The following is a 23,532-nucleotide window of genomic DNA, read 5'->3' on the forward strand; positions in this document are numbered from 1 at the left end:
GAAAATCATCACAGGCCTGAGGGATGCCTCATTGAATAACCCTTCGAGGGGCGCGAACGGCTGCTCCAGCGCGGGCCATCGCTGTCAGCATCACTGTAACCCGTGTCGAGCCTCAGCCCGGCCACTTCCATGAACACATGCCCCTTGCGGGCATAGACGGTGATCCACTTGCCCTTGCCGCTGCGACCATAACTGCGAAACGCTGACGAAATAGTGGGCGCGTCCAGCTTGCCCGCCGCATGCAGCACATACGACACGGTGCCGGAGCAGTCATAGGCGCTGTCCTCGAATTTGGCATGCCCGCCACCGCGACGATAGGGCTTGGTGCAGATGCGATTGCCCGCCGTGACCGCCCGCAGCACTTCCTCTGGGGCGTTTGCAGGCGGAACAGCCCTGCCACCGATGATAACCGCCGTCTTGCCCGGCGCATATTTGTACTCCCAGCGGTTGCTGGCACTGGAGCCGCATTGGCAAAGCAGCACACACAGCGGCAGCAGAAGAAGATTCAGGAGAAGTCGCATCATCGCCGCCATCGTATTACGCACTTGTGAAATGACAAGGTGCGCAACACTGCCTTGCCTTGTTTTCAAAAACCCGCCAGAATCGCCCGCCATGCTGAAAAAACTCGCCGCTCCATTGCTTCTCGCCGCCGCTGTCTGCGCCGTGGCGTTTGCCGCCGCTCCTGCCAAGCGCAAGATCCTCTTCTTCACCAAATCGAGCGGCTTTGAGCACAGCGTCATCTCCTGGAAGAACGGCCAGCCCAGCCATGCGGAAAAGGTGCTGCTGGAGCTCGGCGCAAAGAACGGCTGGGACTTCGAGTTCTCCAAGGACGGCTCCAAGTTCAGCAAAGATTACCTGAACCAGTTTGACGCCGTCTTTTTCTACACCACTGGCGATCTGTGCAGCGAAGGCACCGACAAGCAGCCGCCGATGTCCCCCGAGGGCAAGCAGGCGCTGTTTGATTATGTGAAGGCGGGCAAGGGCTTCATCGGCACCCATTCCGCCAGCGACACCTTCCACACCAACAACGAGTCGAAAAAAGGCCCGGATCGTTATTTGAACCATGGCGAGAAGGCCGATCCGTATGTTCGCTTCCTCGGTGGCGAGTTCATCAAGCATGGTGCACAGCAGGTCGCCAAAAACACCGTCACCAATCCCAAATTCCCCGGCTTTGAGAATGTCGGCGCCGAATACGGCTTCCAGGAGGAATGGTACTCGCTCAAGGACTTCACGCCTGACATTCATGTGCTCAGTGTGATCGACTCCCCGGCCATGACCGGCAAAGAATACGAGCGCCCGGCTTTCCCGAGCACCTGGGCCCGCAAAGAGGGCGATGGCCGCGTTTGGTACACCGCCATGGGCCATCGCGAGGACGTCTGGACCAATCCTACCTTCCAAAACATCCTCGTCGGCGGCGTGAAATGGGCGCTGGGCGATGTCGAAGCTGACATCTATCCCAACCTCAAAGAAGCCGCGCCCAACGCATTGACCAACCCGCCCTACGTCGAACCTCCGCCGCCGAAGCCTGCCAAACCGGCCGCCAAGTAACTAAAAAAACGCGCACAGACACGACCATGCCCAAACCCCTGCAAGTTCTCATCTGGATCGCCATCTCCGCACTCGGTGCTGGTTCCGTCGCATTCTCCGCTTTCCACAAAGGCGAAACGATCAACGCCCTATGGCTCGTCGTTGCCGGCTTGTGTTCCTTTGCCGTCGCGTATCGCTTTTACAGCAAGTGGCTCATCACCAAGGTGCTCGTTTTGGACGGCCACCGTGCCACGCCCGCGCACACGAAGCAGGACGGCAAGGACTTCGTGCCCACGAACAAATGGGTCGTCTTCGGCCATCATTTTGCGGCCATCGCCGGACCTGGACCGCTGGTGGGGCCGGTGCTCGCCGCGCAGTTTGGTTATCTGCCGGGCATGCTGTGGATTTTGATTGGTGCCACGCTCGGCGGTGGTGTGCATGACGCGATTGTGATGTTCGCGTCCATCCGTCGCGGTGGCAAATCAGTGGGCCAGATGCTCAAGGAGGAGGTCAATCCCCTCGTCGGCTTCGTGGCGATGGTTTCCGTGCTGGCGATCATGACGATCCTGCTCGCCGTGCTCGGCCTTGTGGTGGTCAAAGCGCTCGCCGAAAGCCCATGGGGTCTCTTCACCATCGCCATGACGATCCCGCTGGCCTTCATCATGGGCTTCGGTCACACGATCTTCAAAGTCAGTGTGCGCGACATCACCATCTTCGGCATCGTCGGCCTCATCGTCAGCGTGTGGGCTGGCAGCAATCTCAAGGAATGGGGCATCGAGGACTTCTTTGACTACAAAGGCGAGACCATCGCGTGGTCGATCATGATTTACGGCTTCGCTGCCTCGGTTCTGCCGGTGTGGATGCTTCTCGCGCCGCGTGATTACCTCAGTACCTTCATGAAGATCGGCACCGTGGCTGTTCTGGCCGTGGTGGTCATCTGGGTGGCTCCTGATCTTCAAATGCCGAAGCTCACGAAGTTCGTTGATGGCTCCGGCCTCGTCTTTCTCGGTTCCGTTTTCCCGTTTGTGTTCATCACCATCGCCTGCGGAGCCATCTCTGGCTTCCACGCGCTTATTTCATCGGGAACAACACCGAAACTGCTCGATCGCGAAGATTCTATCCGCAGCGTCGCTTATGGCGCGATGGTCACAGAAATGCTCGTCGCCTTGATGGCGCTCGTCGCCGCTTGTGCGCTGCAACCCGGCGAATACTTCGCTATCAATGCCGGCATCAACAAGACTATGGCCCCGCAGGAAGTGGTCGGCGTCATCTCCACCGCCGGATTCCCCGTCACCGTGGCAGGCATGGACAAACTGGCCGCCGACATCGGCGAAAAGACCATGTTTGGCCGAGTGGGTGGTGCGCCGACCTTTGCCGTCGGCATGGCGCAGATGTTCGCACGTGCTTTTGGCCCGGCGTGGATGTCGTTCTGGTATCACTTCGCCATCATGTTTGAGGCGCTGTTCATTTTGACGACCATCGATGCGGGCACACGAGTGGGGCGATTCATTCTGCAAGACTTCCTCGGCGGTATCTGGAAGCCACTGGGCAACACGCGCAGCCTTCCGGCGAACATTTTCGCCAGCGCCCTGCTCGTCGCCGCGTGGGGTTACTTCCTGTATCAAGGCGTGGTCGATCCGTTGGGCGGCATCAACACGCTGTGGCCGCTCTTTGGCATCGCGAACCAGCTCCTAGCGGTGATCGCCTTCTGCCTCGGCACCACCATCCTCATCAAGATGGGCAAGGCCCGCTACTTGCTCGTCACCGTGATCCCGCTGCTCTTCCTCATGAGCGCCACCTTCACGGCTGGCTACATCAAGCTCTTGGACAAAGATCCGCGCATGGGCTTCATCTCCGGCGCGAAATTCTACGGCGACAAAATGGCTGCCGGAGGCACGCCGCAGGAAATGAAGACCTGGGCCGCGCAGCAGTTTAACTTCACTGTCGATACCGTTGTCACCGCCTTCTTCCTTTTCGCCGTCGCCATCATCTTCCTCGGCTGCCTGCGCGAGTGGATCAAGCTCCTCAGCGGCTCGAAGAAGATCGTGCTCAACGAAGATCCGTACGTGGCGCTGCCTGAGAGCGCGTGATGGGGCTGACCCATTTCTCGTATGCTTCGTCAAAGATTGCGCTTCGCGTCATGGAATCTGAAGCGTCGAAGTAACGACGGGCGGTGGCAATGACTTGTTCCTTCTCACGTTCTCCTGCCTGCTGATAGAAATCCCAAAATAGGGTGCGCAGCGGGTAGTGCCCTGGTGGTGGGCCATGGCGAGGGAGTTGTAACCAAAGATTGTTGCTTTCGAACAGCCACCAGACGGGTTCATGCGCCCCTGCAATCACCTTCTCACTGAGCCACCGTGTGGTCTCGCTGGGTTTTCCCAATACATAAGGGCTGATGCGCATCGTGGCCCAAGTCAGGCAACTCCGCATGGCTGCCGTGCGATCTTCCATCTCTTTTCTCGTGCCTAAGGGCAGCAGCACAAAGAGAGCTCCCAAAGCGATATGTCTCTTGCGGAGTGACATGGGTCAATGGTGTGGATTTAATCCTGGCACAACAAGCACATTTTATTGTCCCGCTGCTGAAGACGCTTGATTGGCGCGTCAGCGTCCTGGAGTGCTCCAGCCCTCTGGAGCTTTTCGTGAACCTGGAGACTTTCGAAAGCGCCGGAGGACCGGCGCACTCCAAAACACTGACCTGCTCTTTGCAAACGCCTCCTTTTTGCGTGCGTTCTTTCCGCCTCATGCGCACCACTCTCGTCCTCCTTCTCTCGACCTCGTTCCTCTCCGCCGCCGACTGGCCGGAATTTCGTGGCTCCAATGCCCAAGGCCATTCGGAAGCCACGAATCTGCCGCTGACTTGGAGTCCGACGGCGGGCATCGCTTGGAAGGCGCCGTTGGAGGGCATCGGCTGGTCTTCGCCAGTGGTGATCGGGGAGCGCATATTCCTCACTTCCGCGCTGCCTGTCGGTGGTGTGGAAGATCCGAAGGCTGACCGCTCGCTGCATGCGCTGGCGCTCGATGCGGCCACGGGGAAGCCGGTTTGGGACGTTGAAATCTTCACCGCTACCTCGCCGCGCACGCATCGCAAGAACAGCCATGCCAGCCCGACGCCAGTCTATGAAGATGGCAAACTCTACGTCCACTTCGGCCACCTGGGCACCGCCTGCCTCGATGCGGCGACCGGGAAAACGATCTGGAGCACGCAGGAGTTTGCTTACTCGCCTGTGCATGGCAATGGCAGCAGCCCGGTGCTGTTTGAAGACCTGCTCATTTTCTCCGCCGATGCCGAAACGGACCCCAAGGTCATCGCGCTCGACAAAACCACCGGCAAGCAGCGCTGGGCCTTCGCGCGGCAGTCGGACGCAAAAAAGAAATTCTCCTTCTGCACCCCGCTCATCATTGAGGTGAACGGCCAGAAGCAGCTCATCACTCCCGGCAGCGGCGTCGTGAACGCGTTGAACCCCAAGGAAGGCACGGAGATCTGGCGCTTCAACTACGACCAAGGCTACTCCGTCGTCCCGCGTCCCATCTTTGCTCACGGCCTGCTTTTCATCAGCACCGGCTTCGACAAACCCGTCGTCCTCGCCATCAAGCCGGATGGCAAAGGCGATGTGACCGCCACACATCTCGCCTGGAGCATCGACAAAGCCGCCCCGCACGACCCCAGCATGGTTGTCATCGGCGATGAACTCTACTTCATCGCCGACAACGGCATCCTCTCCTGCGTCGATGCCAAAACCGGCCAGGTCCACTACCAGGAACGCTGCACCGGCCCCATCTCCGCCTCCCCGCTCTTCGCCGACGGCAAACTCTACCTTCAGGACGAAAAAGGCCTCGGCGTCGTCGTGAAACCCGGCAAGACCTTCCAAATCCTATCCAAGAACGACCTCGGTGAGCACACATTGGCCTCCTATGCGGTCGTCGGCTCTGATCTGCTCATCCGCACGGAGGGGAATCTGTACCGGATCAAAAAGTGATGCTTTCATGCTCGACTTCTTGCACGCCATCTTCGAATTCTTTGCGGCAATCGGTTCTGCCGACAAATCACTAACCGAGAACTCCCTACTCGGTGAAACGGAGCTGAATCGGGAGGCTCGGCGGTCCTGGATGCGCCTTGGATTCGGCTGCATCGCGTTGGTGGTGTTGGGTGCCTTGACCGCCATTGGCATCTTCTTGCTATGGGGCTGAGTAGCGGGTTGAAATCGCAATTGCACAGCGGCGGGAGTTGATCAGACTGCGTGCACTATGAAAACGAAGCTCTTGCTTTTGATCGGCCTGCTGACCACTGCGGCACTCGCGCAAACGACGCCGCGCACCTGGACCGATGTGCAAGGGCGCAAGGTGCTGGCGGTTTTTGCTGGCCTGGATGGCGAGTTCATCAATCTGCAAACGAGCGACGGGCAACTGCACCGCTTTCCATTCGCGTCGCTGAGCGCGGAGGATCGTGAGCTGGCGAAAAAGCTGCCCGCACCGCAGATCAACGTACCTTCCAACATGAACGCGGCCCAAGCGGCGGCGAAGATGGACGCGCTGGTGAACAAGATGCTGGTAAAGCAGGGTTTGAAGCCGAATGGCCCAAGCAGCGATGAGGAATTCGTGCGCCGGGCCTTTTTGAACATCGCCGGCCGCATCCCGATGGCAGATGAGGCCGCAGCATTTCTAAATGACAGCGCACCGACGAAGCGCGGCAAGCTGATCGACATGCTGCTCGATTCGCCGGGTTATCAGAGTCATCTCTACAATTACTTTGCCGACATGTTTCGGGTACGTGATCCCGAAGGCATCGCGATGGTCACGGCGCAGCCATACATTGACTGGCTGAAGGAGCAGATCGCGGCGAACCGGCCCTACGACCGCATGGTTTACGACATGCTCACTGCTACCGGCAAGCTTTGGGACAACGGTGCCACGGGTTACCTGCTGCGTGACAGCGGCATGCTGCTGGACAATTTGGCAAACACCTTCTCCGTCTTTTTGGGCACGGACGTCGCCTGTGCCCAGTGCCATGACCATCCGTTTTCCGAATGGACTCAAATGCAATTCTACGAGTTGGCAGCGTTCTTCGGCGCGACGATCACTCAGGTCACCGATCAGAATCTGGAGAACGGTGACCCGCAGGAGCGCATCATGGCGCAGCTGCGTGAACTGGCGGAAAAAAGCGGCGGCGATCCGAAGACGGTTGAAGACGCCGCTGGTCGTGTGGGAGACATCATCAATGCCAACCGTGTCGAGGTGCGTGACATCAAGGAAAACCGCCTGCGCCTGCCGATGGACTACAAGTATAAGGGCGCCAAGCCAGGGGAGATGGTGAAGCCCAAATTCATCCGCTGGAGCGCCGAGGATCGCAACAACGGTGCCTACCAGCAGAACCGCAACAAGGAAGAAAAACTGCGCATTTCCTTCGCCTCATGGATGACGCATCCTTCGAACCCGCGCTTCGGCATCACCATTGCCAATCGCCTCTGGCAGCGGGCCTTTGGCTATGGCGTCGCGGAGCCGGTGCGCAATGTGGATGATCCAAAAAGCGCGGCCAATCCTGAACTGCTGGCGCACCTCGGCCGCGAGATGCTGCGGTTGAAGTTCAATTTGAAGGAGTTCATGCGCGTCGTGTACAACACGCAGGCCTGGCAGCGGGCCGCCACGACGACTCCGGTTCTCATGGGTATGCCATATTACTTCCAAGGGCCGCTGCTACGCCGCATGTCGGCGGAGCAGACTTGGGACAGCTTCATGACTCTCGTGCTCGGTAATCCCGACGCTTATCGCAATGAGATGGGCACCTATTATGAGCGCAGCATTGACATCGACATCGACAAGAGCACTGGGCTGACAATGGCTTCGAAACTGGCGGCGTTCGAGAAGCTGGAGCAGATGAAGCAAGCCAAGATGGGCGGCTCCATTGCCGATGCGGGCGGGATGAAGGGCAAAATTTTGACCTATAACGGCATGCAACTGATGCGTGCGGCGGAGCTGGAGCAGCCCGCTCCCCCTGGGCACTTCCTGCGCGACTTCGGGCAGAGCGAGCGCATGTTCATTGATGCCAGCCACACGATGGGTAGCCAGCCACAGGTGCTGCTTCTCATGAATGGGCCAGTGCAGGAGATGATCACGAACCCCGACTCTCTGCTGATCCGCAGCGCGAAGAAAAACGAGACTACGGAAGATCAGGTGAAAAACGTGTTCCTCACCATCCTTTCCCGCCACCCCACCCCCCGTGAACTGGCTCAATCGCTGGCCTTGCTCAAGGAATCTGCGGACACTGGCAGTTCGGACCTGATCTGGTCCCTGCTCACGGGACTGGAGTTCTTGTTCATCCAGTAGCCGCCTACAGCAATCGTGGTCGGTTGAACGCTCCCGCAAGTCATCCGCTTGACGCGAACGAATGCTGGAAAGTGTCCAGCTTGACTGACGATCATTTTTCGATCATCACATCTTGATTTTCGATGTTTTGGTCAAAATGGGTCATTTTTAAAGGTGAGTCGCCTGTATAAATTCACTTTTGCTGCCTAAACGGCAAACTTTAGATTGATAAATTCACTTCCAATCCCATTTTGCCCATCTAAACCGCAATTTTCACCCCAATCACCATGAGTCAGCAAAAAATGGACGGCGCACAGGCGCTCATCAAAACCCTCGCCGACCTCGGCATCGAATACATCTTCGGCTACTCCGGCGGCGCTGCGATTCCGATCTTCGATGCCTTGGAGACGGTCAAGACGGACATGAAGTTCATTCTCGTCCGCCACGAGCAGGGAGCCGTTCACATGGCCGATGGTTACGCTCGTGCCACCGGCAAGCCCGCCGTCGTCCTCGTCACCTCCGGCCCCGGCGCTGGCAATACCGTCACCGGCCTCATGACCGCACAGATGGACAGCGTGCCGATGATCGTCCTCTGCGGCCAGCAGGTCACCTGGATGCTCGGGAAGGATGCCTTCCAGGAGGCGGACATCTTTAACATCACGGCCCCGGTCGTGAAGCACAACTTCCTGGTGAAGAGCTCGAACGCGCTGCCCCGCATCGCCAAGGAAGCCTACCACATCGCCACCACGGGCCGCCCAGGTCCGGTGCTCATCGACATCCCGAAGGACATCAGCCAGGGGCCTTTCACCGGCACGTTTGACGAGCCGATGGATCTGCCTGGTTATCATCCTGAGGAGAACTTCAAAATTGATCAGACGGGTATTAAAGAAGCCGCTCGCCTCATTTCCCAGGCCAAGCGTCCCGTGATCCTCGCCGGTCAGGGAGCCATGATCGCCCGTGCGGACAAGGAACTGCTCATGCTGGCCGAAACCCTCGGCTGCCCGGTCACCACGACCCTGCTCGGCAAAGGCATCTTCCCCGAAACGCACCCGCTTTCGCTCGGCATGCTCGGCATGCACGGCACCGCGTATGCGAACAAGGCCATCTGCGAAGCCGACCTCATCTTCAATGTCGGCTCCCGCTTTGACGACCGCATCATCGGCAAACCGCACATGTTTGGCCGCAACGCCAAGCTCATCCACATCGACATCGACGCGGCGGAGTTCAACAAGATGATCAAGGTGGACGTCACGATCAAAGGCGACGCGAAAGCCGCGCTGAGTGACCTCCTTCCTCTCGTCGAGAAACTGCCCACCGAAGACTGGCTCACCCACCTCGACGGTTACAAGAAAAAGTTCCCCCTCTCTTATAAGAAGCAGGGCGGTCTGCGCATGCAGCAGGTCATTGATGAACTGTACAACCTCACCAAGGGCAAAGCCATCGTCTCCACCGACGTGGGCCAGCACCAGATGTGGGCCGCACAGTTCTACAAGAACGACTCCAGCTACCACTGGCTCAGCTCCGGCGGTGCCGGCACCATGGGCTTCGGCTTCCCCGCCGCCATCGGTGCCCAGCTCGCCTGCCCAGACAAGACGGTCGTCTCCATCTCCGGCGACGGCGGTTTCCAGATGACTCTCTTTGAACTCGCCACCGCTGCGATTCACAAGCTGCCGATCAAGATTCTCATCCTGAACAACAGCTACCTCGGCATGGTCCGCCAGTGGCAGGAGCTCTTCTTCGAGAACCGCGAAAGCGGTGTCGATCTCATCGGCAACCCCGATTTCGTGAAGCTCGGCGAAGCTTACGGCATCAAAGGCTGGCATATCCGCCGCCCCGCTGACGTGGAGCGCATTCTCCAGCAGGCCCTCGATTACAACGACGGCCCCTGCATCATCGAAGCCGAGTGCATCAAGCTCGAAAACGTCTTCCCCATGATCCCTGCCGGTGCCGCTCTCGAAGACATGCTCACCGAGGCGCCGAAAACGAAAATGGAGAAGCCCACCGGTTCGACCTAGTCGCATCTCCCGGAGTGCGGATGACATCATCCGTGTTCCCATCGGCCGATGAAAACCAACTGCATCATCCACGGCGACGCCCTCCAGGAACTCCAAAAGCTCCCCGATGCCGTCGCCCAAGCCATCATCGCCGATCCGCCTTACTTCAACGTTCTCGAAAATGAAGCCTGGGACACCCAATGGAAAACAGCCGCCGACTACCTCGCCTGGTGCGAGGCGTGGGTGGCTGAATCCATGCGCGTCCTTCGCGAGGACGGCCTCTGCTTCATCTTCGGCCAGCTAGGCAAACGCGAGCACACTTTCCTCCACCTCATGTCCCGCCTCACCCAGCAGCACCAGTTTCACGATCTCATCATCTGGGATCGTGCGGTGGGCTATGACGAGCGGCGGGACAGCTTCACGCCGCAGTACGAGATGGTGCTCGTGATGCGCAAAGGCGCGAAGGTGAAGTTCAACAAGGACGCCGTGCGCATCCCCTACGATGCGAAGACCATTGAGACCTACCTCAAGGACAAGCGCTACAAAGACATGGACGCCCGCCGTGCTCATCTCGAAGCCGGCAAGTTCGCCACCAACATCCTCCGCGTGCCCAGTTTGAAGGGCATCTCGAAGGAAAAGTGCGGCCACCCGTCGCAAAAGCCCATCGACCTCATCGAAAAACTCGTCGCCTGCTCCACGGACGAAGGCGACCTTGTCCTCGACCCTTTCCTCGGCTCTGGCACCACCGCCGCCGCTGCTAAACGTCTCCAGCGCAAGTGGCTCGGCATCGAAAAAGACTCCAACTACATCCAGATCGCGACCGAACGGCTCAAGGCGATTGGAAGCGGTTCAGCCAGTGTGAAATCAAGTGCTCAGTGCTCAGTGCCGAGTGCTCAGTCTTCGCATTCGCTGCCTGACCTCTTTGAACTGAGCACTGAGCACTGAGAACTTCCCTCGCCACCCACGATCCTTTTTTCATCAACCCGCCCCCGTCACACGCCATGCCCGACCGCATCCCCGCCACCACCGACAAAAAGCCCGCCCCGCAGGCTGACATCATCAACATCCACACGCTCAGCGTCATGGTGAACAACCAGCCTGGCGTCCTCGGCCGCATCTGCGCCGTGTTCAGCCGCCGTGGCTTCAACATCGAGTCGCTCGTCGTTTCCCAGACGCGTGATCCGCGCTTCAGCCGCATGACCATCGGCATTAGCGGTCATCCCGAAGGCCTGCACCAGATCATCATGCAGGTGAACAAGCTCATCGACGTCATCCACTGCATCGAGCACACCGACCGCGACGCCGTTTCCAAGGAAATGGTGCTCATCAAGATCGCCGCCGGAGCCGGGGAGCGCACCGAGATCCTCCAGATCATCGAGCACTACAACGGCAAGACCGTCGATCTCCAGGAAGACAGCCTCATCGCCCTGATCAGTGGCAACACCGACAAGCTCGACGCTGCCGTCCGCCTGCTCACCAAATTCGACATCGTCGAGACCGTGCGCACCGGCAAAGTCGTCATGGCTCGCGGCTTGACCGAGACGTAATCCAAAATGACGAATGCCCGGCGGTGTTCAGCTTGGGTCATTCCTTCGTCATTCTGAATTCGCCCTTCGTCATTTTCCATGCGCATCCTTCACCTGACCCCCGGCACCGGCAATTTCCACTGTGGAAGTTGCCTGCGTGACCATGCGCTTATCAAGGCTTTGCGGGTGCGTGGGCATGATGCGCTTATGGCGCCGCTTTATCTGCCGCTGGTGACGGATCGTGAGTTCGGCACGCAGGAGCTGCCGGTGCAGATCGGCGGCATCTCGCTGTTTTTGCAGCAGAAGTTCACCTGGTTTCATAAGCTGCCGAAATTCGTGCATCGCTGGCTGAACGCGCCGGACAAGCTGCGCAAAGCCGCCAAACGCATGGGCATGACCAGCGCCAAATCGCTGGGTGAAATGGCCCTCGGCAGCCTGCTGGGTACCGAAGGCCGCCAGTGGGGCGAATGGCAGAAGCTCATCGAATGGATTCGCAGCCAGGGGAAATTCGACGTCGTCTCTTTCTCAAACAGCCTGCTCAGCGGCCTCGCGCCCACGATTGCCAAAGAACTCGGCATCCCCGTCGTCTGTTCTTTGCAAGGCGAGGACAGCTTCCTCGACACGCTGCCCGATCCGTATCGCGAGCAATGCTGGGAGGCCCTGCGCACCAATGCCCGCAGCATCCGTTGCTTCATCGCGCCGAGCCAGTTCTACGCCGATCTCATGCGAAAGCGCCTGGATGCCACCGAAGGCCAGATGAAGGTTATCCCCAACGGCATCGACACCACCAGTTTCACCACTTCGTCACCCGATCCGAACTGGCCCACCATCGGCTACTTTGCCCGCATGATTCATGGCAAGGGCCTCACCACGCTCGTCGATGCATTCATCGACTTGGCGAAACGTGGCAGTGTGCCACGCGTCAAGCTGCGCATCGGCGGCGCCAAAACGCCCGTGGATGAGAAATACGTCGCCGGCTTGCAGCAAAAGCTCGCCGCCGCAGGTCTCGCGAACCGCGTCGAATGGCTCCCGAACCTCGATTTCAAAGACAAGGTGCATTTCTTTCATGACCTGACCGTCTTCAGCGTCCCCGCCACCTATGGCGAGGCATTCGGGCTCTACGTCATCGAGGCCGCCGCCAGCGGCGTGCCCGTGGTGCAGCCGGATCACGGGGCCTTCCCCGAACTCATCGCCGCCACCGAGGGCGGGGTGCTCTGCAAACCCGACGATGCCAAAGCGCTCGCCGACGCGCTCGAATCCCTGCTCGGTGACGATGAACTTCGTGAGAAAATGACCAAGACAGCGATCACCAAGGTCCGCCAGGAGTTCAGTGCCACACGCATGGCCGAGCGATTTGAGGCCGTGCTGCTTGAAGCGACCGCCAGTGCCGCGTAACACTCGGAACATGCAGCCCTCAGTCCGCCCATGACCTCCATCAGCTTTGCCGATGCCGTCAGGCGCTCGATTCAAAACGACCCGCGCTACCACCCTGCCGCCTACGAGCTGGTGCGCGACGCCCTGCACATCGCCGCGAAGAAATTCCGCGATGAAAACGCTGACGACCAGCACGTCAGCGGCCAGGAGCTGCTGGCAGGCTTTCGTGACCATGTTCTCTCTGAGTATGGCCCCATGTCCAACATCATCCTCGATCAATGGGGGCTCCAGCGCGGCGAGGACGTGGGCAACATTGTTTACAATCTCATCGACGTTGGCTACTTCGGCAAAAACGACGGCGACAGCCTCGAAGACTTCGCTGGAGGCTATGAATTCGCCACCGCGTTCAGCGAGCCGTTCCTGCCGTCTTCCGCCCGCTCCACACGGGCATCCTCCTCTTCATGAAAAAAGTACTGAGCCGTTCCTCATCTGTCTCAAAAACCGCCTTCACTGTGCCCGCGCCTGACGCCAGCGTCACCACGTTGCCAAACGGCCTGGAGGTCATCATCCGTGAGGATCACGCGCATCCGCTCGTCAGCGTGCAAGTGTGGATCAAGGCGGGCAGCCTGCACGAGGAACAGCATACGGGCGCGGGTATCGCGCATTGTGTGGAGCACATGCTTTTCAAAGGTACGGAGAAACGCGACCCCGTGCAGATCTCCCAGGGCATCCAGGCGCTCGGCGGTTATGTGAATGCCTACACGTCCTTCAATCGCACGGTTTACTGGATTGACGGTCTTGCCGAGCACACGGATGGCTATCTCGACATCCTCGCCGACATGGTGCGGCACTCGAAGCTCGACGCCGACGAATTGGACCGCGAGAAGGATGTCATCCGCCGTGAAATGGCCATGGGTCATGACGATCCTGGCGACACGATCCAGCATCTCGTTCAGGCCACCTCTTTCCGTCGTCATCCGCTTCGTCATCCGATCATCGGGCATCGTGAGGTCTTCGATCAAATCACTCGTGCCGATATTCACGGCTTCGTGCAGCGCCATTATGTGCCGAACAACGCCTTCATCGTCATCGCGGGCGATGTGGACACCCAAGCAACGCTGGAGGCCATCACCAAGCTGTTTGGTGACTGGAAACGCCGCGCCTTCGATCCTGTGCTGCTGCCGGACGAGCCACGGCAGCAAGGCACGCGCTTCGCTGCAAAAAACTTCGCCACCGACCTCACGCGCATCGCCCTGGGCTGGCAGATTCCTGGTGAAAACCATGCCGACAAGCCAGCGCTCGACGTGTTGGGCTTCCTGCTCGGCTCAGGACGCAGTTCACGGCTGTATCAGGAGTTGCGCGAGAAAAAAGCGCTCGCGCATTACGTCTATGCCGGCGCTTGGTGTGCCCCGGAGTGTGGTTTGTTCAGCGTCGAGGCTGAATGCAATCCTGCGGACGCCACAAAGCTTCGCCAGGGCATGCACGAGGTCATCGAGCAGATGCGCAAAACAGGCCCCAACCGTGCCGATCTCGAAAAAGCCGTTCGCGCGACGCTTAGTGGCCAGTTGCGCACCTTGAGTAGCGTGAAGGGCCAGGCTAGCAGCCTCGGCAATGGCTGGCTGCTTTCCGGCTCGCTGGATTACCAGCGCCAGTTCCTCGCCGCCATCACTGCTTTGACGCCAGATGTCATCCGTGATGCCGCGCGGCGCTATCTGCTGCCAGACGCCGTCAGTACCGTGCTCGTCGGCCCCGAGGTCGAAACCGCGAATGTTTCCGCCAGCGGGACGGACTCCGCCCGTGCTGAAATTCATCACCTCAAGCTCAAGAACGGCCTCACATTGCTTGTGGGTGAAAATCCCCGTCTCCCGCTGGTCAGTGTGCGCGCGAACTTTCTCGCTGGCGTGCCCGCTGAGACTGATCTCACCGCTGGTGTCACGCAAATCTCAGCACACATGCTGCTCAAGGGCACCAAGAAGCGCGCCGCAGCGCACATTGCCTCGGAACTCGAAAATCGTGGCGGCCAGCTTGCCTGCAACGCCGACGCGCACCGCTACATTCTCGGTGCCGATGTCATGCGTGGGGATGAAGCCGCCGCGCTTGATCTCATCTCCGATCTCATTCTCAATCCCACGCTGCCTCAGGCGAGCCTGCCGGATGTGAAGAAGCGCCAGATCGCGAACATCCTCGAAGAACAGGAAGACCCGCTCACCGTCGCGATGCGCAAGGCGCGCCGCGAAATCTTCGCCGGGCAGCCTTTCCACCGCACCGCGCTCGGCACGGAGCAAACCATCACGAATTTGAAGCTCGGCGACTGCCGGGACATGTTGCGTGTCAGCCTCACCACGCACAACGGTGTCATTTCCGTCTTTGGCGACGTGAAGGCCGCCGAAATCAAAAAGGAGGTCGAAAAAGCCTTCGCCAAGCTGCCCAAAGGCCCGCGCCATAGCACCCACAGCCGCACCTATCACGCCAGCGCCAAGCCCGGCGTGTGGACCGAGCATCTCGACAAAGAACAGGCCGTCATCGTCGTCGGTTTCCGCACCGTGGGGCTCGAAGACCGTGATGTGCATGCGCTCAATCTTATCGACGAGGCATGCAGCGACATGGGCAGCCGCTTGTTCAACCGCATCCGCGAGGAGCTCGGCCTGGCTTATTATGTCGGTGCGCAAAACTTTGCCGCCATGGGCGCGGGGGCGTTCTACTTCTACGTCGGCACCGATCCGAAGAAGGTGAAGCTCGCCGAGAAGGAACTCATGGCCCAGATCAATGATCTTGCCGCCAACGGCCTCCACACCGATGAAATCGACCGCGCCCGCGTGACGTGGCGCAGTTCCTGGCTGCGGGCGCAACAGGGTAATCCTGGCATGGCCGACACGCTGGCTTGGAACGAGCTCAACGGACTCGGTTGGGATCACTTCCAAAAGCTGCCCGGCATCATGGCCGACATCAGTTCCAAGGAAATCCAGCGCATCGCCGCGAAGTATTTCGGCGAGAACAAGGCCTTCATCGTTCGTGTGCTGCCGAAGTGAGGAGAGGGATCGGCTTGATCCCTCCTTCTTAAACCGGGGCCGCCTGCCCAGGAGCGCCGGCACCACGGTGCCAATTCGGCATGACATTTGAGCGTGACAGGTCGGCCAGAGATTTGATAAGCCTGTGACATGCCCGCAGAAGACTATCCGACTTCCCCGAACCGCGATGCGTCCGCCTCCCTGATCAAAACGCCTTCTTTCAGCGTCCGCAGTGTGGCCGCGGTGCTCATGGCGTTGCCGCTTTGCTATAACACGCTCATCCTGCTTCGCGTGCCGAAGTTTCAGAACATGTTCATGGACCTGCTCGGCTCCAAGGACAAGCTGCCCACCCTGGCGCTGTTGATTCTCGATCATTCCATGCTGCTGCTGGGAACATTCTGGCTGCTTGCCGTGGTGGCGGCGATGGTGATTTTTTTCTCCCAGCGCGTGCTCAAAGTCTGGATTGCCGCAGGGCTGTCGGCATTCCTGCTGGCCGTGGCCGGCGTCATCATCTCCCTCGGCATCTTTCTGCCGCTGGCAACGCTGATGCGGCAACTCGCGGGCCACGGATTTTAATTTTCTGAAAATCCCCGCCAAAGTTGGCCCGACGGCTGCTTTATCAAGAACTCGGTTGGGGCGCAAGCCACACAAACAATTTCCCGGGTTCGCCTGGGGAAACACACAACGAGCTGGAGAGTCGCTTCATGGTTGGGGACTCTCCGGTCACCTAAAGGCCCGGAGGAATTTTGGTTGGGTTCCTCCGGGCCGAGTTGTTTCCAGGCTCCAACGGCGGGGGCTTCGATCTGCCGCCTGCAAAGATGTGTTTCCTGACGCCGCCCCCCGGCTATGCGTGAGCCGCATGCCTGCCGCCAACTCTTCCCGCCCCGCTGTTTTTTTTGATCGTGATGGAGTCGTCAATGTCTCGCCCGGAGACGGCTATGTGCTGCGTGCGCAAGATTTCCATTTCGCGCCCGGCACCATCGCGGCGCTGGCGCTGTGCAAAGCGCGCGGGTTTGCCACGATTCTCGTCACCAGCCAGCAGGGCGTGGGCAAAGGCCTGATGACGCAGTCCGGCCTGGATGACATCCATGCGCGCATGCAGGATGAGCTGGCACGACACGCCGCCGCCTTTGACGGCATCTATGCCTGTACGCATCTCTCCGGCACCTGCACCTGCCGCAAACCGAGTCCCGAGATGATTTTCCGCGCCCAAAAGGATCATGGTCTCGATTTGACGCGAAGCTGGCTGGTTGGCGACCATGACCGCGACATCCAAATGGCGATCAACGCCGGTGTGCCGCGCACGATCCGCATTCTAAGCCACCATGCGCCGAAAGTAGCCGCCGAGTTCACGCTCGACGACACGGCAGAGCTTCCAGCGTTGCTCTCCAGATGCTTGCTGCTCGATTCTAGCATCCAGCCACCAGCATCCAGCATCTAGCTCAGCGCTTCGCCATCGCGGTTTCGAGCGCCTTGCGGTAGTTCACCACGGCGTCACCGATGGCGGCGGAAACCTGCTGGCGGTAGGAGTCGGAGGCGACGAGGAGACATTCTTTGGCGTTGGAGACGAAACCGCCTTCAAACAGGATGCCGGGGCGTTTGCAGCCGGTGAGCACGCTCCACTGGGCGCGCTTGATGCCGCGATCGACGAACTTGAAGCGGCTGATGACGTTCGCATGCACGGCGGTGGCGAGCGCGATATTTGCGGAGTCCTGCTTGTTGCCGGTGACGCCGTTGACGTTGTAGCCGCCGCCGCGCGAAATGGTGGCTGCGGCGCTCTGCGGTGTGAGCGCCCAGGTTTCGATGCCGCTGGCGGCGGAACCGCCGGAATTGAAGTGCAGGCTGATGAAAATGCTCTTCGGCGTCTGGTTGGCGATGGCCACGCGCCCGCCAAGGGTGAGGAACGTGTCGTTGGCACGGGTCAGGATGACCTTGAAGCCGCGCTGCATCAGGGCCGTGCGCACCGTCATGGCCATTTTCAGGGCGAAGTCCTTTTCATAGCCATAAACACCTCGCGCACCCGCGTCATGGCCGCCGTGGCCGGCATCGAGCACCACGGTGTCGAAGTATTCGGCGTTCTGGATGTGGCTGGGGCAGAGCACCGGATCAATGAGCTTGCACAGATCAAGGCGGGAGAACAGCACCTTGCCGTTGTGGGTCTGCACCGGGAAACTGAGGATGAACTTGATGTTGTTGATCAGCATTTCCTGGGAGCCGACCTGGGCCTTGAGGATCAGCTTTGAGGAACCAAGCCAGAAATGACTGCCCTGGAGGCGGAAGGTGGTGAAACCGTAAAGCGGGTTGTAGAAATTACGGATGCTGTCTGCCGACACATAATCGCGTCCGCCGATCTTGACGATCTCCCAGCCGCCGTTCGCCGGCAGGGTGGTGATCGGCTCCGAGCGCAAGGTGGAGGGCTTGCCGTCGTCGTCGGGCTTGAACTCACCTTCCCCTTTCATCGGAGCCTCGTTGCCTTTGGCCACGGACTTGGTGACATCCTGGATGGGCTCTTCTTTGGGCTGGGCCTTGGCCGTTTCCGACTTGCCAGTTTTCTTGGTGGTTGGAACAGGGCTGTCGAGCTCAACTTTTTTAGTGCCGCCACCCGGTCTTGTGGTGGTGATGATGACGCGTGGTGGCCTGCCGGTTTCGGTGGAGGCTTTGGCAGCCGGTTTTTTCTCCGCCGTCGTCTTTTTGGCAGGTGTGGGTGCCGGGGCGGGCTTGGTGGGCTCAGGAGCAGGAGGGGCCTCCTCCTTGCCGCCGCCGAAGAGTTTTTTGAAGAACCCAGGCTTGTCATCGGCGCGCGCCGTGTCGAACGACGCGCTGAACAGAGCGACTACGAGCGTGAGAATCGCGGCCTGGGTGGTTTTGGAGTGCAGTCCGGGGATCATGACGGGAGTGACGGCGGAAATCGGGGAAAGGCAGCCTTTTATAGTCCGAGTCGGCCCGCAGCGCAAACGTTCTGACACGGACTGGGAAACGAGCCCGGAGGTCAGGGGCTTGTCAAGTCGCGGTCAAGGTGGTCAAAAGGGTGCTTCTTGACCCGGCCTTGACGGCAAAGCCACCTTGACCCATTGACCATGCAGCCATGACCAAAAAACCTGTAGTTCTCATCATCCGCGACGGCTGGGGCATCAACCCTGGCGGTAAAGCTCAAGCCGCCGCCAATGGCGACGCCACGCTGCTGGCGAAGACCCCTTTCCACGATCACCTCTACGCCACCTACCCGCGCGGCACCGTCAGCGCCAGCGGTGAAGACGTCGGCCTGCCCGACGGCCAGATGGGCAACAGCGAAGTCGGCCACCTTAATCTCGGTGCCGGTCGTGTGGTATATCAGGACCTCACCCGCATCAACAAAAGCATCCGCGATGGCGAACTCGCCACCATGCCCGTGCTCGTGGAGGCCTTTCAGCAGGCCAAAGGCAAGCGTCTTCACTTCCTAGGCCTCATCAGCGATGGCGGCGTGCATTCCCATCAGGATCACCTCGCCGCTCTGTGCAATGCCGCCAAGGCCGCCGGAGTCGAAGACCTCATGGTCCATGCCATCACCGATGGCCGCGACACCTCACCCACCGGCGGTGCCGCCTACATGGCGAAGCTGGGAAAAGACCTCGCCCCCAGCGGAGCCAAAATCGCCACCGTCATCGGCCGCTACTACGCCATGGACCGCGACAAGCGTTGGGAGCGCAACAAGCTCGCCTGGGACGCCATCGTCCTCGGTCGCGGCGAAGTCCGCACCGACCTCCCCAGCGCCGCCGTGCAGGCCGCGTATCCGAGCGATCCTCGCGGTGATGAGTTCATGCAGCCCATGATCTTCAGCAACGCCAACGAGCAGCGCATTCGCGATGGCGATGTCATCCTCTGGTTCAACTTCCGCGCCGACCGCGCCCGTCAGCTCAGCGAGGCCTTCTTGAAGCCCGAGTTTGCAGGCTTCGACCGCGAGGTCACACCCAAGACCGGTTACTACACGCTCACCGAATACGACGCCACCTACACCGATCTCGGCGCGAAGGTCATCTTCGGCACCGAGACCCTGAACAACAACCTCGGCCAGGTCGTCGCCGCTGCCGGACTCACCCAGCTGCGCGCCGCTGAAACCGAGAAATACCCGCACGTCACCTTCTTCTTCAACAGCGGCGTCGAAGAGCCCAATGCTGGCGAAGACCGCTACCTCGCCATTTCACCCAAAGAAGTGCCCACCTACGACAAAAAGCCGCAGATGAGCGCCCCCGACCTCACTTTTGAAGTGCTGCGTCGCCTGGAGAAATACGATCTCGTCATCATGAATTACGCCAACCCCGACATGGTCGGCCACACCGGCGTCGTCGAGGCCGGCGTCCACGCCTGTGAAACCATCGACCTCGGCGTGCGCATGATCGTGGAGAAGGTGCTCGAACTCGGCGGCAAGCTCTTCATCACCGCCGATCACGGCAACTGCGAGCAAATGCGCAACGCCGACGGCTCCCCGCACACCGCCCACACCACCAACCTCGTCCACGGCATCTACGTCGCCGCCGATGCTGCTAACGTCACCGTCGCCAACGGCAAACTCGCCGACATCGCCCCGACGCTGCTCGACATGCTCGGTGTGGAGAAGTCGGCGGAGATGACTGGGAAGAGTCTGTTGGTGAAAAAATGATTTGTTGATGCGCCTCCTCTTCCTCTGCTCTCGCAATCAATGGCGCAGCCCGACGGCGGAGGCGGTTTATCAGAATGATCCGCGTGTTGAAGTGCGCAGTGCTGGAGTCAGCACGGTCGCACGGCGGCATGTCACCGAATAGCTGCTGCTTTGGGCGGATCGTGTGCTCGTCATGGAGCACGAGCACAAACAGCGGCTGCGGGAGCAGTTCCCCGACCTCTTCCACGATCTGCGCATTGAGGTGCTCGACATCCCGGACGATTACTCGTTCATGGACCCCGAACTGGTGGCGCTGATTCGCCAGCGCGTGGAGCCGCTTCTCGTTTGAGGCGATTTTGATCATTGCAAATCAAGGGCTTCGTGGCTCATTCGCCGCCCTTACCAACCCACTATGAAATCAATCGCCCCGACTCTGGCCGCCTTCGTACTCTCGTTTGCTGCTCTGACCGGCACAACCCCCGCCCAAACCGTGAGTGACGCAAAACCTGTGAAAATTGTGATGGAGACCTCCAAAGGTACCCTTGAACTCGAACTCGACGCCGCCAAGGCCCCCATCAGCGTCGCCAACTTCGTCAAGTATGTGAAGAAGGGCTTCTACGACGGCCTGATCTTCCACCGTGTGATCCCTGACTTCATGGTGCAGGGCGGCGGCTTCACTCCCGACATGCAGCAGAAGGAAACCGACGGCAACATCGAGAACGAGGCGAAAAACGGCCTCAAGAACGTCAAGGGCACCCTCGCCATGGCCCGCACGCCGAATCCGCACAGCGCCAGCTCCCAGTTCTTCATCAATCTCAAGGACAACAGCTTCCTCGACTATCCGGGACAGGATGGTTGGGGCTACTGCGTGTTCGGCAAGGTGAGCAAAGGCCAGGAAGTCGTCGATGCGATGGCCGCTGTGGCCACCGGACGCAAAGGCCCGCATGGTGACGTGCCGGTCGAGCCGATCATCATCAAAAGCGCCAAGGTGGCGGAATAATTTCCGATCCCGACTCGATTCAAACTTCAAGATGCCAGCCGGTCGCTCCGGCTGGCATTTTTTATGATCACATGAACTTCTTCACGCGGTCACGCACATCGTTTTCGAGGCGCTTCACATAGTTCACGGAGTACTCGATGGGGGACATGTCGTCATCTTTCGTGAGCGGTGTCAGATCCATCGCAAAGGTCAGCAGGCTGGTGTTGTCCGTGGTGTGGGAGTCAAAGTAGGTCGCGTTCGCGTGGCGCAGGCCTTCCTCGGCTAGGTCGTAGCGCTTTCCGCCGCTGATCTGTGAATCAAACACGCCGAGCAGCGGGCGCAGCATGTGCGGGTGCTTGTCCACCCACAGCATCACTTTGTCGTCACTGAGCAGCCAGTCGAGCTTCCGCCAGACTTCGCAGCCATAGACTTTTTCCGGGCGCATCTCCGGCGGCAGCTCGCGGATGGCCTCCAGGCAGCGCAGGAAGGTGGCCACATGCGTGTCATGCCGGTCACAGGGATTGTGAAGATACAGGATCTTCGGCTGCGCGTGTTCGAGGATGAAACGAATGTCCTCCACCGCAGGCGCGTGTTTCGGCAGCTTGATCTCATCACTCGGGTAGCCGAGCTGCACCATGATGCTGTACTCGCCCACATAGGCCGCCTTGCGCTGCTCCACGAGGCGCACTTTCTGCATCTCTTCGTCCGTGTACTTCTCATACGGCCCCTTGCGCGGGCTGCCCGCGCCGTCTGTCACCACCACGCCGCCAAACCATTGATCCTCCATTTTAAAGCACTCGGTGATGCCGTGATACGCGGCGATTTCGAGGTCGTCCTGGTGGGAGACAATGCCCAGATGCGTCACTCGGCGCAGCGCGGTCCAGGGTTCGGTTTCGTCAGGGATGTATAGATCGTGTTTGGGATGTCGGAATTGCACGGGGGAACGATCATGCACGGGGGGCGGGGCAGCGCAAAGGCTATCCCATGCCACGTCGCCTATCGTCTGGACAACGGCCCCTGCCACGCCATGATCGCGGCCCAGTTTCACCCAACCACCGCCTTTCCCATGAGTTTCATCGCCCAAATCTCCGAAGACCTGAAAAACGCCATGCGGGCCAAGGACACCGTGGCCCTCAACGTCATCCGTAACCTCAAGTCCGCCCTCAAATACGCCGCCATCGAAAAGCTCGGCGCTGATGGGGAACTAGGCGACACCGACGCCCTCGCCGTCGTGCGCAAGGAGATCAAGAAGCTCCAGGATTCGGTGGAAGGCGCGGAAAAAGCCGGTCGTGCCGAAGCCGTGGACGCCGCCAAGGCCGAGATCGCCGTGTTGGGAAAATACCTGCCTGCCGCCATGAGCGCGGAGGAACTGGGCACGCTCGTCGAAGCCGTCATCGCCGAACTCGGCGCCACCTCGAAGAAAGAGATGGGCGGCGTGATGAAAGCGTTGCAGGAACGTGTGGCCGGTCGTGCTGACAGCAAGTCCATCTCGACCGAGGTCGCCAAACGCCTCGCGTAACTGATTCAACGGCCTTCATGACTTCCGCCATCATCGTCGCCGCAGGCAGCAGCAGGCGCATGGGCTTCAACAAGCTCATGACCCCGCTCTGCGGCGAGCCGGTGCTGCGGCGGACGCTCGGGGTGTTTCAAAAGTGCGCGGCCATTGATGAGATCATCGTGGTGACGAGCGACGCGCTGCGCATGGAGATCGACGTCTGGCGCGCCAGCGGTTTTGAGAAAATCACGAAAATCATCGCGGGCGGCGCCGAACGTCATCTTTCGGTGCATGCCGGTCTTCTGGCGCTGAATCCGGCCTGCGACATCGTGGCGGTGCATGATGGGGCGCGGCCTTTGATCTCGGTGAATCAAATCACGCGCTGTGTCGAGGCCGCTCGCACGCAAGCTGCCGTCGCCTGCGCACGCCCCATGACCGAAACGCTCAAGCGCTGCGACAGCGACGGCCGCATCACCGATTCCATCGACCGTGCGAACGCGTGGATCATGGAAACACCGCAGGTTTTCCAACGCGAGCTGCTCGCGCGCGCCTACGAGGCCGTCATTCGCGACTCACTGCTCGTCACCGATGAAGTTTCCGCCGTGCAGCACCTTGGCGAGCCTGTCTTTGTGGTCGAAAACGCCGAACCCAACCCCAAAATCACGTTCCCGGCCGACATCCTGCTGGCCGAACGTTTCGTGGACTGATCGATCA

23 protein-coding genes are annotated in these 23,532 nt (G+C 59.9%); 19 read left to right on the forward strand and 4 right to left on the reverse strand.

Annotated elements, in window-relative coordinates; translation table 11 throughout:
• Positions 1–8 precede the first annotated feature (8 nt).
• Positions 9–524, reverse strand: coding sequence for a peptidoglycan endopeptidase (locus tag ACILSI_RS15535; protein ID WP_395722810.1), 516 nt, complete (start codon positions 522–524; stop codon positions 9–11).
• Positions 525–612: 88 nt separating this feature from the next.
• On the opposite strand from ACILSI_RS15535, the gene ACILSI_RS15540 reads away from it, so the two are divergent.
• Together ACILSI_RS15540 and ACILSI_RS15545 are read left to right on the forward strand one after the other, a co-directional pair.
• A complete protein-coding gene (locus tag ACILSI_RS15540) occupies positions 613–1,548 on the forward strand; it encodes a ThuA domain-containing protein (protein ID WP_395722811.1) in 936 nt (311 codons plus the stop codon).
• Positions 1,549–1,574: 26 nt separating this feature from the next.
• Complete coding sequence (locus ACILSI_RS15545; protein WP_395722812.1) at positions 1,575–3,617, forward strand: carbon starvation CstA family protein; 2,043 nt, start codon at positions 1,575–1,577, stop codon at positions 3,615–3,617.
• Here ACILSI_RS15545 and ACILSI_RS15550 read toward each other — a convergent pair.
• On the reverse strand, positions 3,577–4,050 hold the full coding sequence (locus ACILSI_RS15550) for a hypothetical protein (RefSeq protein ID WP_395722813.1): 474 nt from the start codon (positions 4,048–4,050) through the stop codon (positions 3,577–3,579). The two genes, ACILSI_RS15545 and ACILSI_RS15550, sit on opposite strands and share 41 nt — an antisense overlap.
• A 218-nt stretch (positions 4,051–4,268) precedes the next feature.
• Between ACILSI_RS15550 and ACILSI_RS15555 the strand changes: the two genes are divergently transcribed.
• The 11 genes from ACILSI_RS15555 to ACILSI_RS15605 all read left to right on the forward strand — a co-directional run bounded on the left by ACILSI_RS15555 (position 4,269) and on the right by ACILSI_RS15605 (position 17,170).
• The gene (locus tag ACILSI_RS15555) at positions 4,269–5,504 is read left to right on the forward strand and encodes a PQQ-binding-like beta-propeller repeat protein (RefSeq protein ID WP_395722814.1); all 1,236 of its coding nucleotides are present in this window, start codon (positions 4,269–4,271) and stop codon (positions 5,502–5,504) included.
• A gap of 7 nt (positions 5,505–5,511) precedes the next feature.
• Positions 5,512–5,715 carry a hypothetical protein gene (locus ACILSI_RS15560; RefSeq protein WP_395722815.1) on the forward strand — a complete coding sequence of 68 codons (204 nt, stop codon included), beginning with the start codon at positions 5,512–5,514 and terminating at the stop codon, positions 5,713–5,715.
• A gap of 57 nt (positions 5,716–5,772) precedes the next feature.
• The gene (locus ACILSI_RS15565) at positions 5,773–7,848 is read left to right on the forward strand and encodes a DUF1549 domain-containing protein (protein WP_395722816.1); all 2,076 of its coding nucleotides are present in this window, start codon (positions 5,773–5,775) and stop codon (positions 7,846–7,848) included.
• Positions 7,849–8,114: 266 nt separating this feature from the next.
• Positions 8,115–9,842 (forward strand): biosynthetic-type acetolactate synthase large subunit, encoded by a 1,728-nt coding sequence (gene ilvB / locus ACILSI_RS15570; protein WP_395722817.1) that lies wholly within the window; start codon positions 8,115–8,117, stop codon positions 9,840–9,842.
• A 48-nt stretch (positions 9,843–9,890) separates the two neighbouring features.
• Positions 9,891–10,766, forward strand: a complete 876-nt coding sequence (locus ACILSI_RS15575; protein WP_395722818.1) for a DNA-methyltransferase — start codon at positions 9,891–9,893, stop codon at positions 10,764–10,766.
• Between the two features lie 56 nt (positions 10,767–10,822).
• Positions 10,823–11,368, forward strand: a complete 546-nt coding sequence (gene ilvN, locus ACILSI_RS15580) for an acetolactate synthase small subunit (RefSeq protein ID WP_395722819.1) — start codon at positions 10,823–10,825, stop codon at positions 11,366–11,368.
• Between the two features lie 78 nt (positions 11,369–11,446).
• The gene (locus tag ACILSI_RS15585) at positions 11,447–12,742 is read left to right on the forward strand and encodes a glycosyltransferase family 4 protein (RefSeq protein WP_395722820.1); all 1,296 of its coding nucleotides are present in this window, start codon (positions 11,447–11,449) and stop codon (positions 12,740–12,742) included.
• 30 nt (positions 12,743–12,772) lie between these two features.
• Positions 12,773–13,186, forward strand: coding sequence for a Minf_1886 family protein (locus tag ACILSI_RS15590; protein ID WP_395722821.1), 414 nt, complete (start codon positions 12,773–12,775; stop codon positions 13,184–13,186).
• A complete protein-coding gene (locus tag ACILSI_RS15595) occupies positions 13,183–15,750 on the forward strand; it encodes a M16 family metallopeptidase (protein ID WP_395722822.1) in 2,568 nt (855 codons plus the stop codon). The genes ACILSI_RS15590 and ACILSI_RS15595 overlap by 4 nt, the downstream gene beginning before the upstream one ends.
• A 129-nt stretch (positions 15,751–15,879) precedes the next feature.
• The gene (locus ACILSI_RS15600; RefSeq protein WP_395722823.1) at positions 15,880–16,305 is read left to right on the forward strand and encodes a hypothetical protein; all 426 of its coding nucleotides are present in this window, start codon (positions 15,880–15,882) and stop codon (positions 16,303–16,305) included.
• A 283-nt stretch (positions 16,306–16,588) separates the two neighbouring features.
• Positions 16,589–17,170: a D-glycero-alpha-D-manno-heptose-1,7-bisphosphate 7-phosphatase gene (locus ACILSI_RS15605; RefSeq protein ID WP_395722824.1), complete on the forward strand. Its 582-nt coding sequence runs from the start codon at positions 16,589–16,591 to the stop codon at positions 17,168–17,170.
• A gap of 1 nt (position 17,171) precedes the next feature.
• Here ACILSI_RS15605 and ACILSI_RS15610 read toward each other — a convergent pair whose 3' ends face one another.
• Entirely contained in the window at positions 17,172–18,617 is a 1,446-nt protein-coding gene (locus ACILSI_RS15610) for an N-acetylmuramoyl-L-alanine amidase (protein ID WP_395722825.1), read from the reverse strand.
• A 197-nt stretch (positions 18,618–18,814) separates the two neighbouring features.
• On the opposite strand from ACILSI_RS15610, the gene gpmI reads away from it, so the two are divergent.
• From gpmI to ACILSI_RS15630, 4 genes are all read left to right on the forward strand, one after another.
• The gene (gpmI, locus tag ACILSI_RS15615) at positions 18,815–20,365 is read left to right on the forward strand and encodes a 2,3-bisphosphoglycerate-independent phosphoglycerate mutase (RefSeq protein ID WP_395722826.1); all 1,551 of its coding nucleotides are present in this window, start codon (positions 18,815–18,817) and stop codon (positions 20,363–20,365) included.
• Between the two features lie 7 nt (positions 20,366–20,372).
• A complete protein-coding gene (locus tag ACILSI_RS15620) occupies positions 20,373–20,507 on the forward strand; it encodes a hypothetical protein (RefSeq protein WP_395722827.1) in 135 nt (44 codons plus the stop codon).
• A gap of 30 nt (positions 20,508–20,537) precedes the next feature.
• Positions 20,538–20,693 (forward strand): hypothetical protein, encoded by a 156-nt coding sequence (locus ACILSI_RS15625; protein ID WP_395722828.1) that lies wholly within the window; start codon positions 20,538–20,540, stop codon positions 20,691–20,693.
• Between the two features lie 171 nt (positions 20,694–20,864).
• Positions 20,865–21,344 carry a peptidylprolyl isomerase gene (locus ACILSI_RS15630; protein WP_395722840.1) on the forward strand — a complete coding sequence of 160 codons (480 nt, stop codon included), beginning with the start codon at positions 20,865–20,867 and terminating at the stop codon, positions 21,342–21,344.
• A gap of 67 nt (positions 21,345–21,411) precedes the next feature.
• Here ACILSI_RS15630 and ACILSI_RS15635 read toward each other — a convergent pair whose 3' ends face one another.
• Positions 21,412–22,260 carry a PIG-L deacetylase family protein gene (locus tag ACILSI_RS15635; protein WP_395722829.1) on the reverse strand — a complete coding sequence of 283 codons (849 nt, stop codon included), beginning with the start codon at positions 22,258–22,260 and terminating at the stop codon, positions 21,412–21,414.
• Positions 22,261–22,389: 129 nt separating this feature from the next.
• Here ACILSI_RS15635 and ACILSI_RS15640 point away from each other — a divergent pair, with 129 nt between their 5' ends.
• Both ACILSI_RS15640 and ispD read left to right on the forward strand, forming a co-directional pair.
• Positions 22,390–22,842, forward strand: coding sequence for a GatB/YqeY domain-containing protein (locus ACILSI_RS15640; protein WP_395722830.1), 453 nt, complete (start codon positions 22,390–22,392; stop codon positions 22,840–22,842).
• Positions 22,843–22,859: 17 nt separating this feature from the next.
• Positions 22,860–23,525 (forward strand): 2-C-methyl-D-erythritol 4-phosphate cytidylyltransferase, encoded by a 666-nt coding sequence (ispD, locus tag ACILSI_RS15645; RefSeq protein ID WP_395722831.1) that lies wholly within the window; start codon positions 22,860–22,862, stop codon positions 23,523–23,525.
• Positions 23,526–23,532 lie beyond the last annotated feature (7 nt).

Source organism: Prosthecobacter sp. (assembly GCF_044232965.1).
Classification (GTDB): domain Bacteria; phylum Verrucomicrobiota; class Verrucomicrobiia; order Verrucomicrobiales; family Verrucomicrobiaceae; genus Prosthecobacter.

Coding starts and splice junctions, on each gene's coding strand:
- ACILSI_RS15535 (WP_395722810.1), bottom strand. CDS start 524: ATGATGCGACTTCTCCTGAATCTTCTTCTGCTGCCGCTGTGTGTGCTG.
- ACILSI_RS15540 (WP_395722811.1), top strand. CDS start 613: ATGCTGAAAAAACTCGCCGCTCCATTGCTTCTCGCCGCCGCTGTCTGC.
- ACILSI_RS15545 (WP_395722812.1), top strand. CDS start 1,575: ATGCCCAAACCCCTGCAAGTTCTCATCTGGATCGCCATCTCCGCACTC.
- ACILSI_RS15550 (WP_395722813.1), bottom strand. CDS start 4,050: ATGTCACTCCGCAAGAGACATATCGCTTTGGGAGCTCTCTTTGTGCTG.
- ACILSI_RS15555 (WP_395722814.1), top strand. CDS start 4,269: ATGCGCACCACTCTCGTCCTCCTTCTCTCGACCTCGTTCCTCTCCGCC.
- ACILSI_RS15560 (WP_395722815.1), top strand. CDS start 5,512: ATGCTCGACTTCTTGCACGCCATCTTCGAATTCTTTGCGGCAATCGGT.
- ACILSI_RS15565 (WP_395722816.1), top strand. CDS start 5,773: ATGAAAACGAAGCTCTTGCTTTTGATCGGCCTGCTGACCACTGCGGCA.
- ilvB (WP_395722817.1), top strand. CDS start 8,115: ATGAGTCAGCAAAAAATGGACGGCGCACAGGCGCTCATCAAAACCCTC.
- ACILSI_RS15575 (WP_395722818.1), top strand. CDS start 9,891: ATGAAAACCAACTGCATCATCCACGGCGACGCCCTCCAGGAACTCCAA.
- ilvN (WP_395722819.1), top strand. CDS start 10,823: ATGCCCGACCGCATCCCCGCCACCACCGACAAAAAGCCCGCCCCGCAG.
- ACILSI_RS15585 (WP_395722820.1), top strand. CDS start 11,447: ATGCGCATCCTTCACCTGACCCCCGGCACCGGCAATTTCCACTGTGGA.
- ACILSI_RS15590 (WP_395722821.1), top strand. CDS start 12,773: ATGACCTCCATCAGCTTTGCCGATGCCGTCAGGCGCTCGATTCAAAAC.
- ACILSI_RS15595 (WP_395722822.1), top strand. CDS start 13,183: ATGAAAAAAGTACTGAGCCGTTCCTCATCTGTCTCAAAAACCGCCTTC.
- ACILSI_RS15600 (WP_395722823.1), top strand. CDS start 15,880: ATGCCCGCAGAAGACTATCCGACTTCCCCGAACCGCGATGCGTCCGCC.
- ACILSI_RS15605 (WP_395722824.1), top strand. CDS start 16,589: ATGCCTGCCGCCAACTCTTCCCGCCCCGCTGTTTTTTTTGATCGTGAT.
- ACILSI_RS15610 (WP_395722825.1), bottom strand. CDS start 18,617: ATGATCCCCGGACTGCACTCCAAAACCACCCAGGCCGCGATTCTCACG.
- gpmI (WP_395722826.1), top strand. CDS start 18,815: ATGACCAAAAAACCTGTAGTTCTCATCATCCGCGACGGCTGGGGCATC.
- ACILSI_RS15620 (WP_395722827.1), top strand. CDS start 20,373: ATGCGCCTCCTCTTCCTCTGCTCTCGCAATCAATGGCGCAGCCCGACG.
- ACILSI_RS15625 (WP_395722828.1), top strand. CDS start 20,538: ATGGAGCACGAGCACAAACAGCGGCTGCGGGAGCAGTTCCCCGACCTC.
- ACILSI_RS15630 (WP_395722840.1), top strand. CDS start 20,865: ATGGAGACCTCCAAAGGTACCCTTGAACTCGAACTCGACGCCGCCAAG.
- ACILSI_RS15640 (WP_395722830.1), top strand. CDS start 22,390: ATGAGTTTCATCGCCCAAATCTCCGAAGACCTGAAAAACGCCATGCGG.
- ispD (WP_395722831.1), top strand. CDS start 22,860: ATGACTTCCGCCATCATCGTCGCCGCAGGCAGCAGCAGGCGCATGGGC.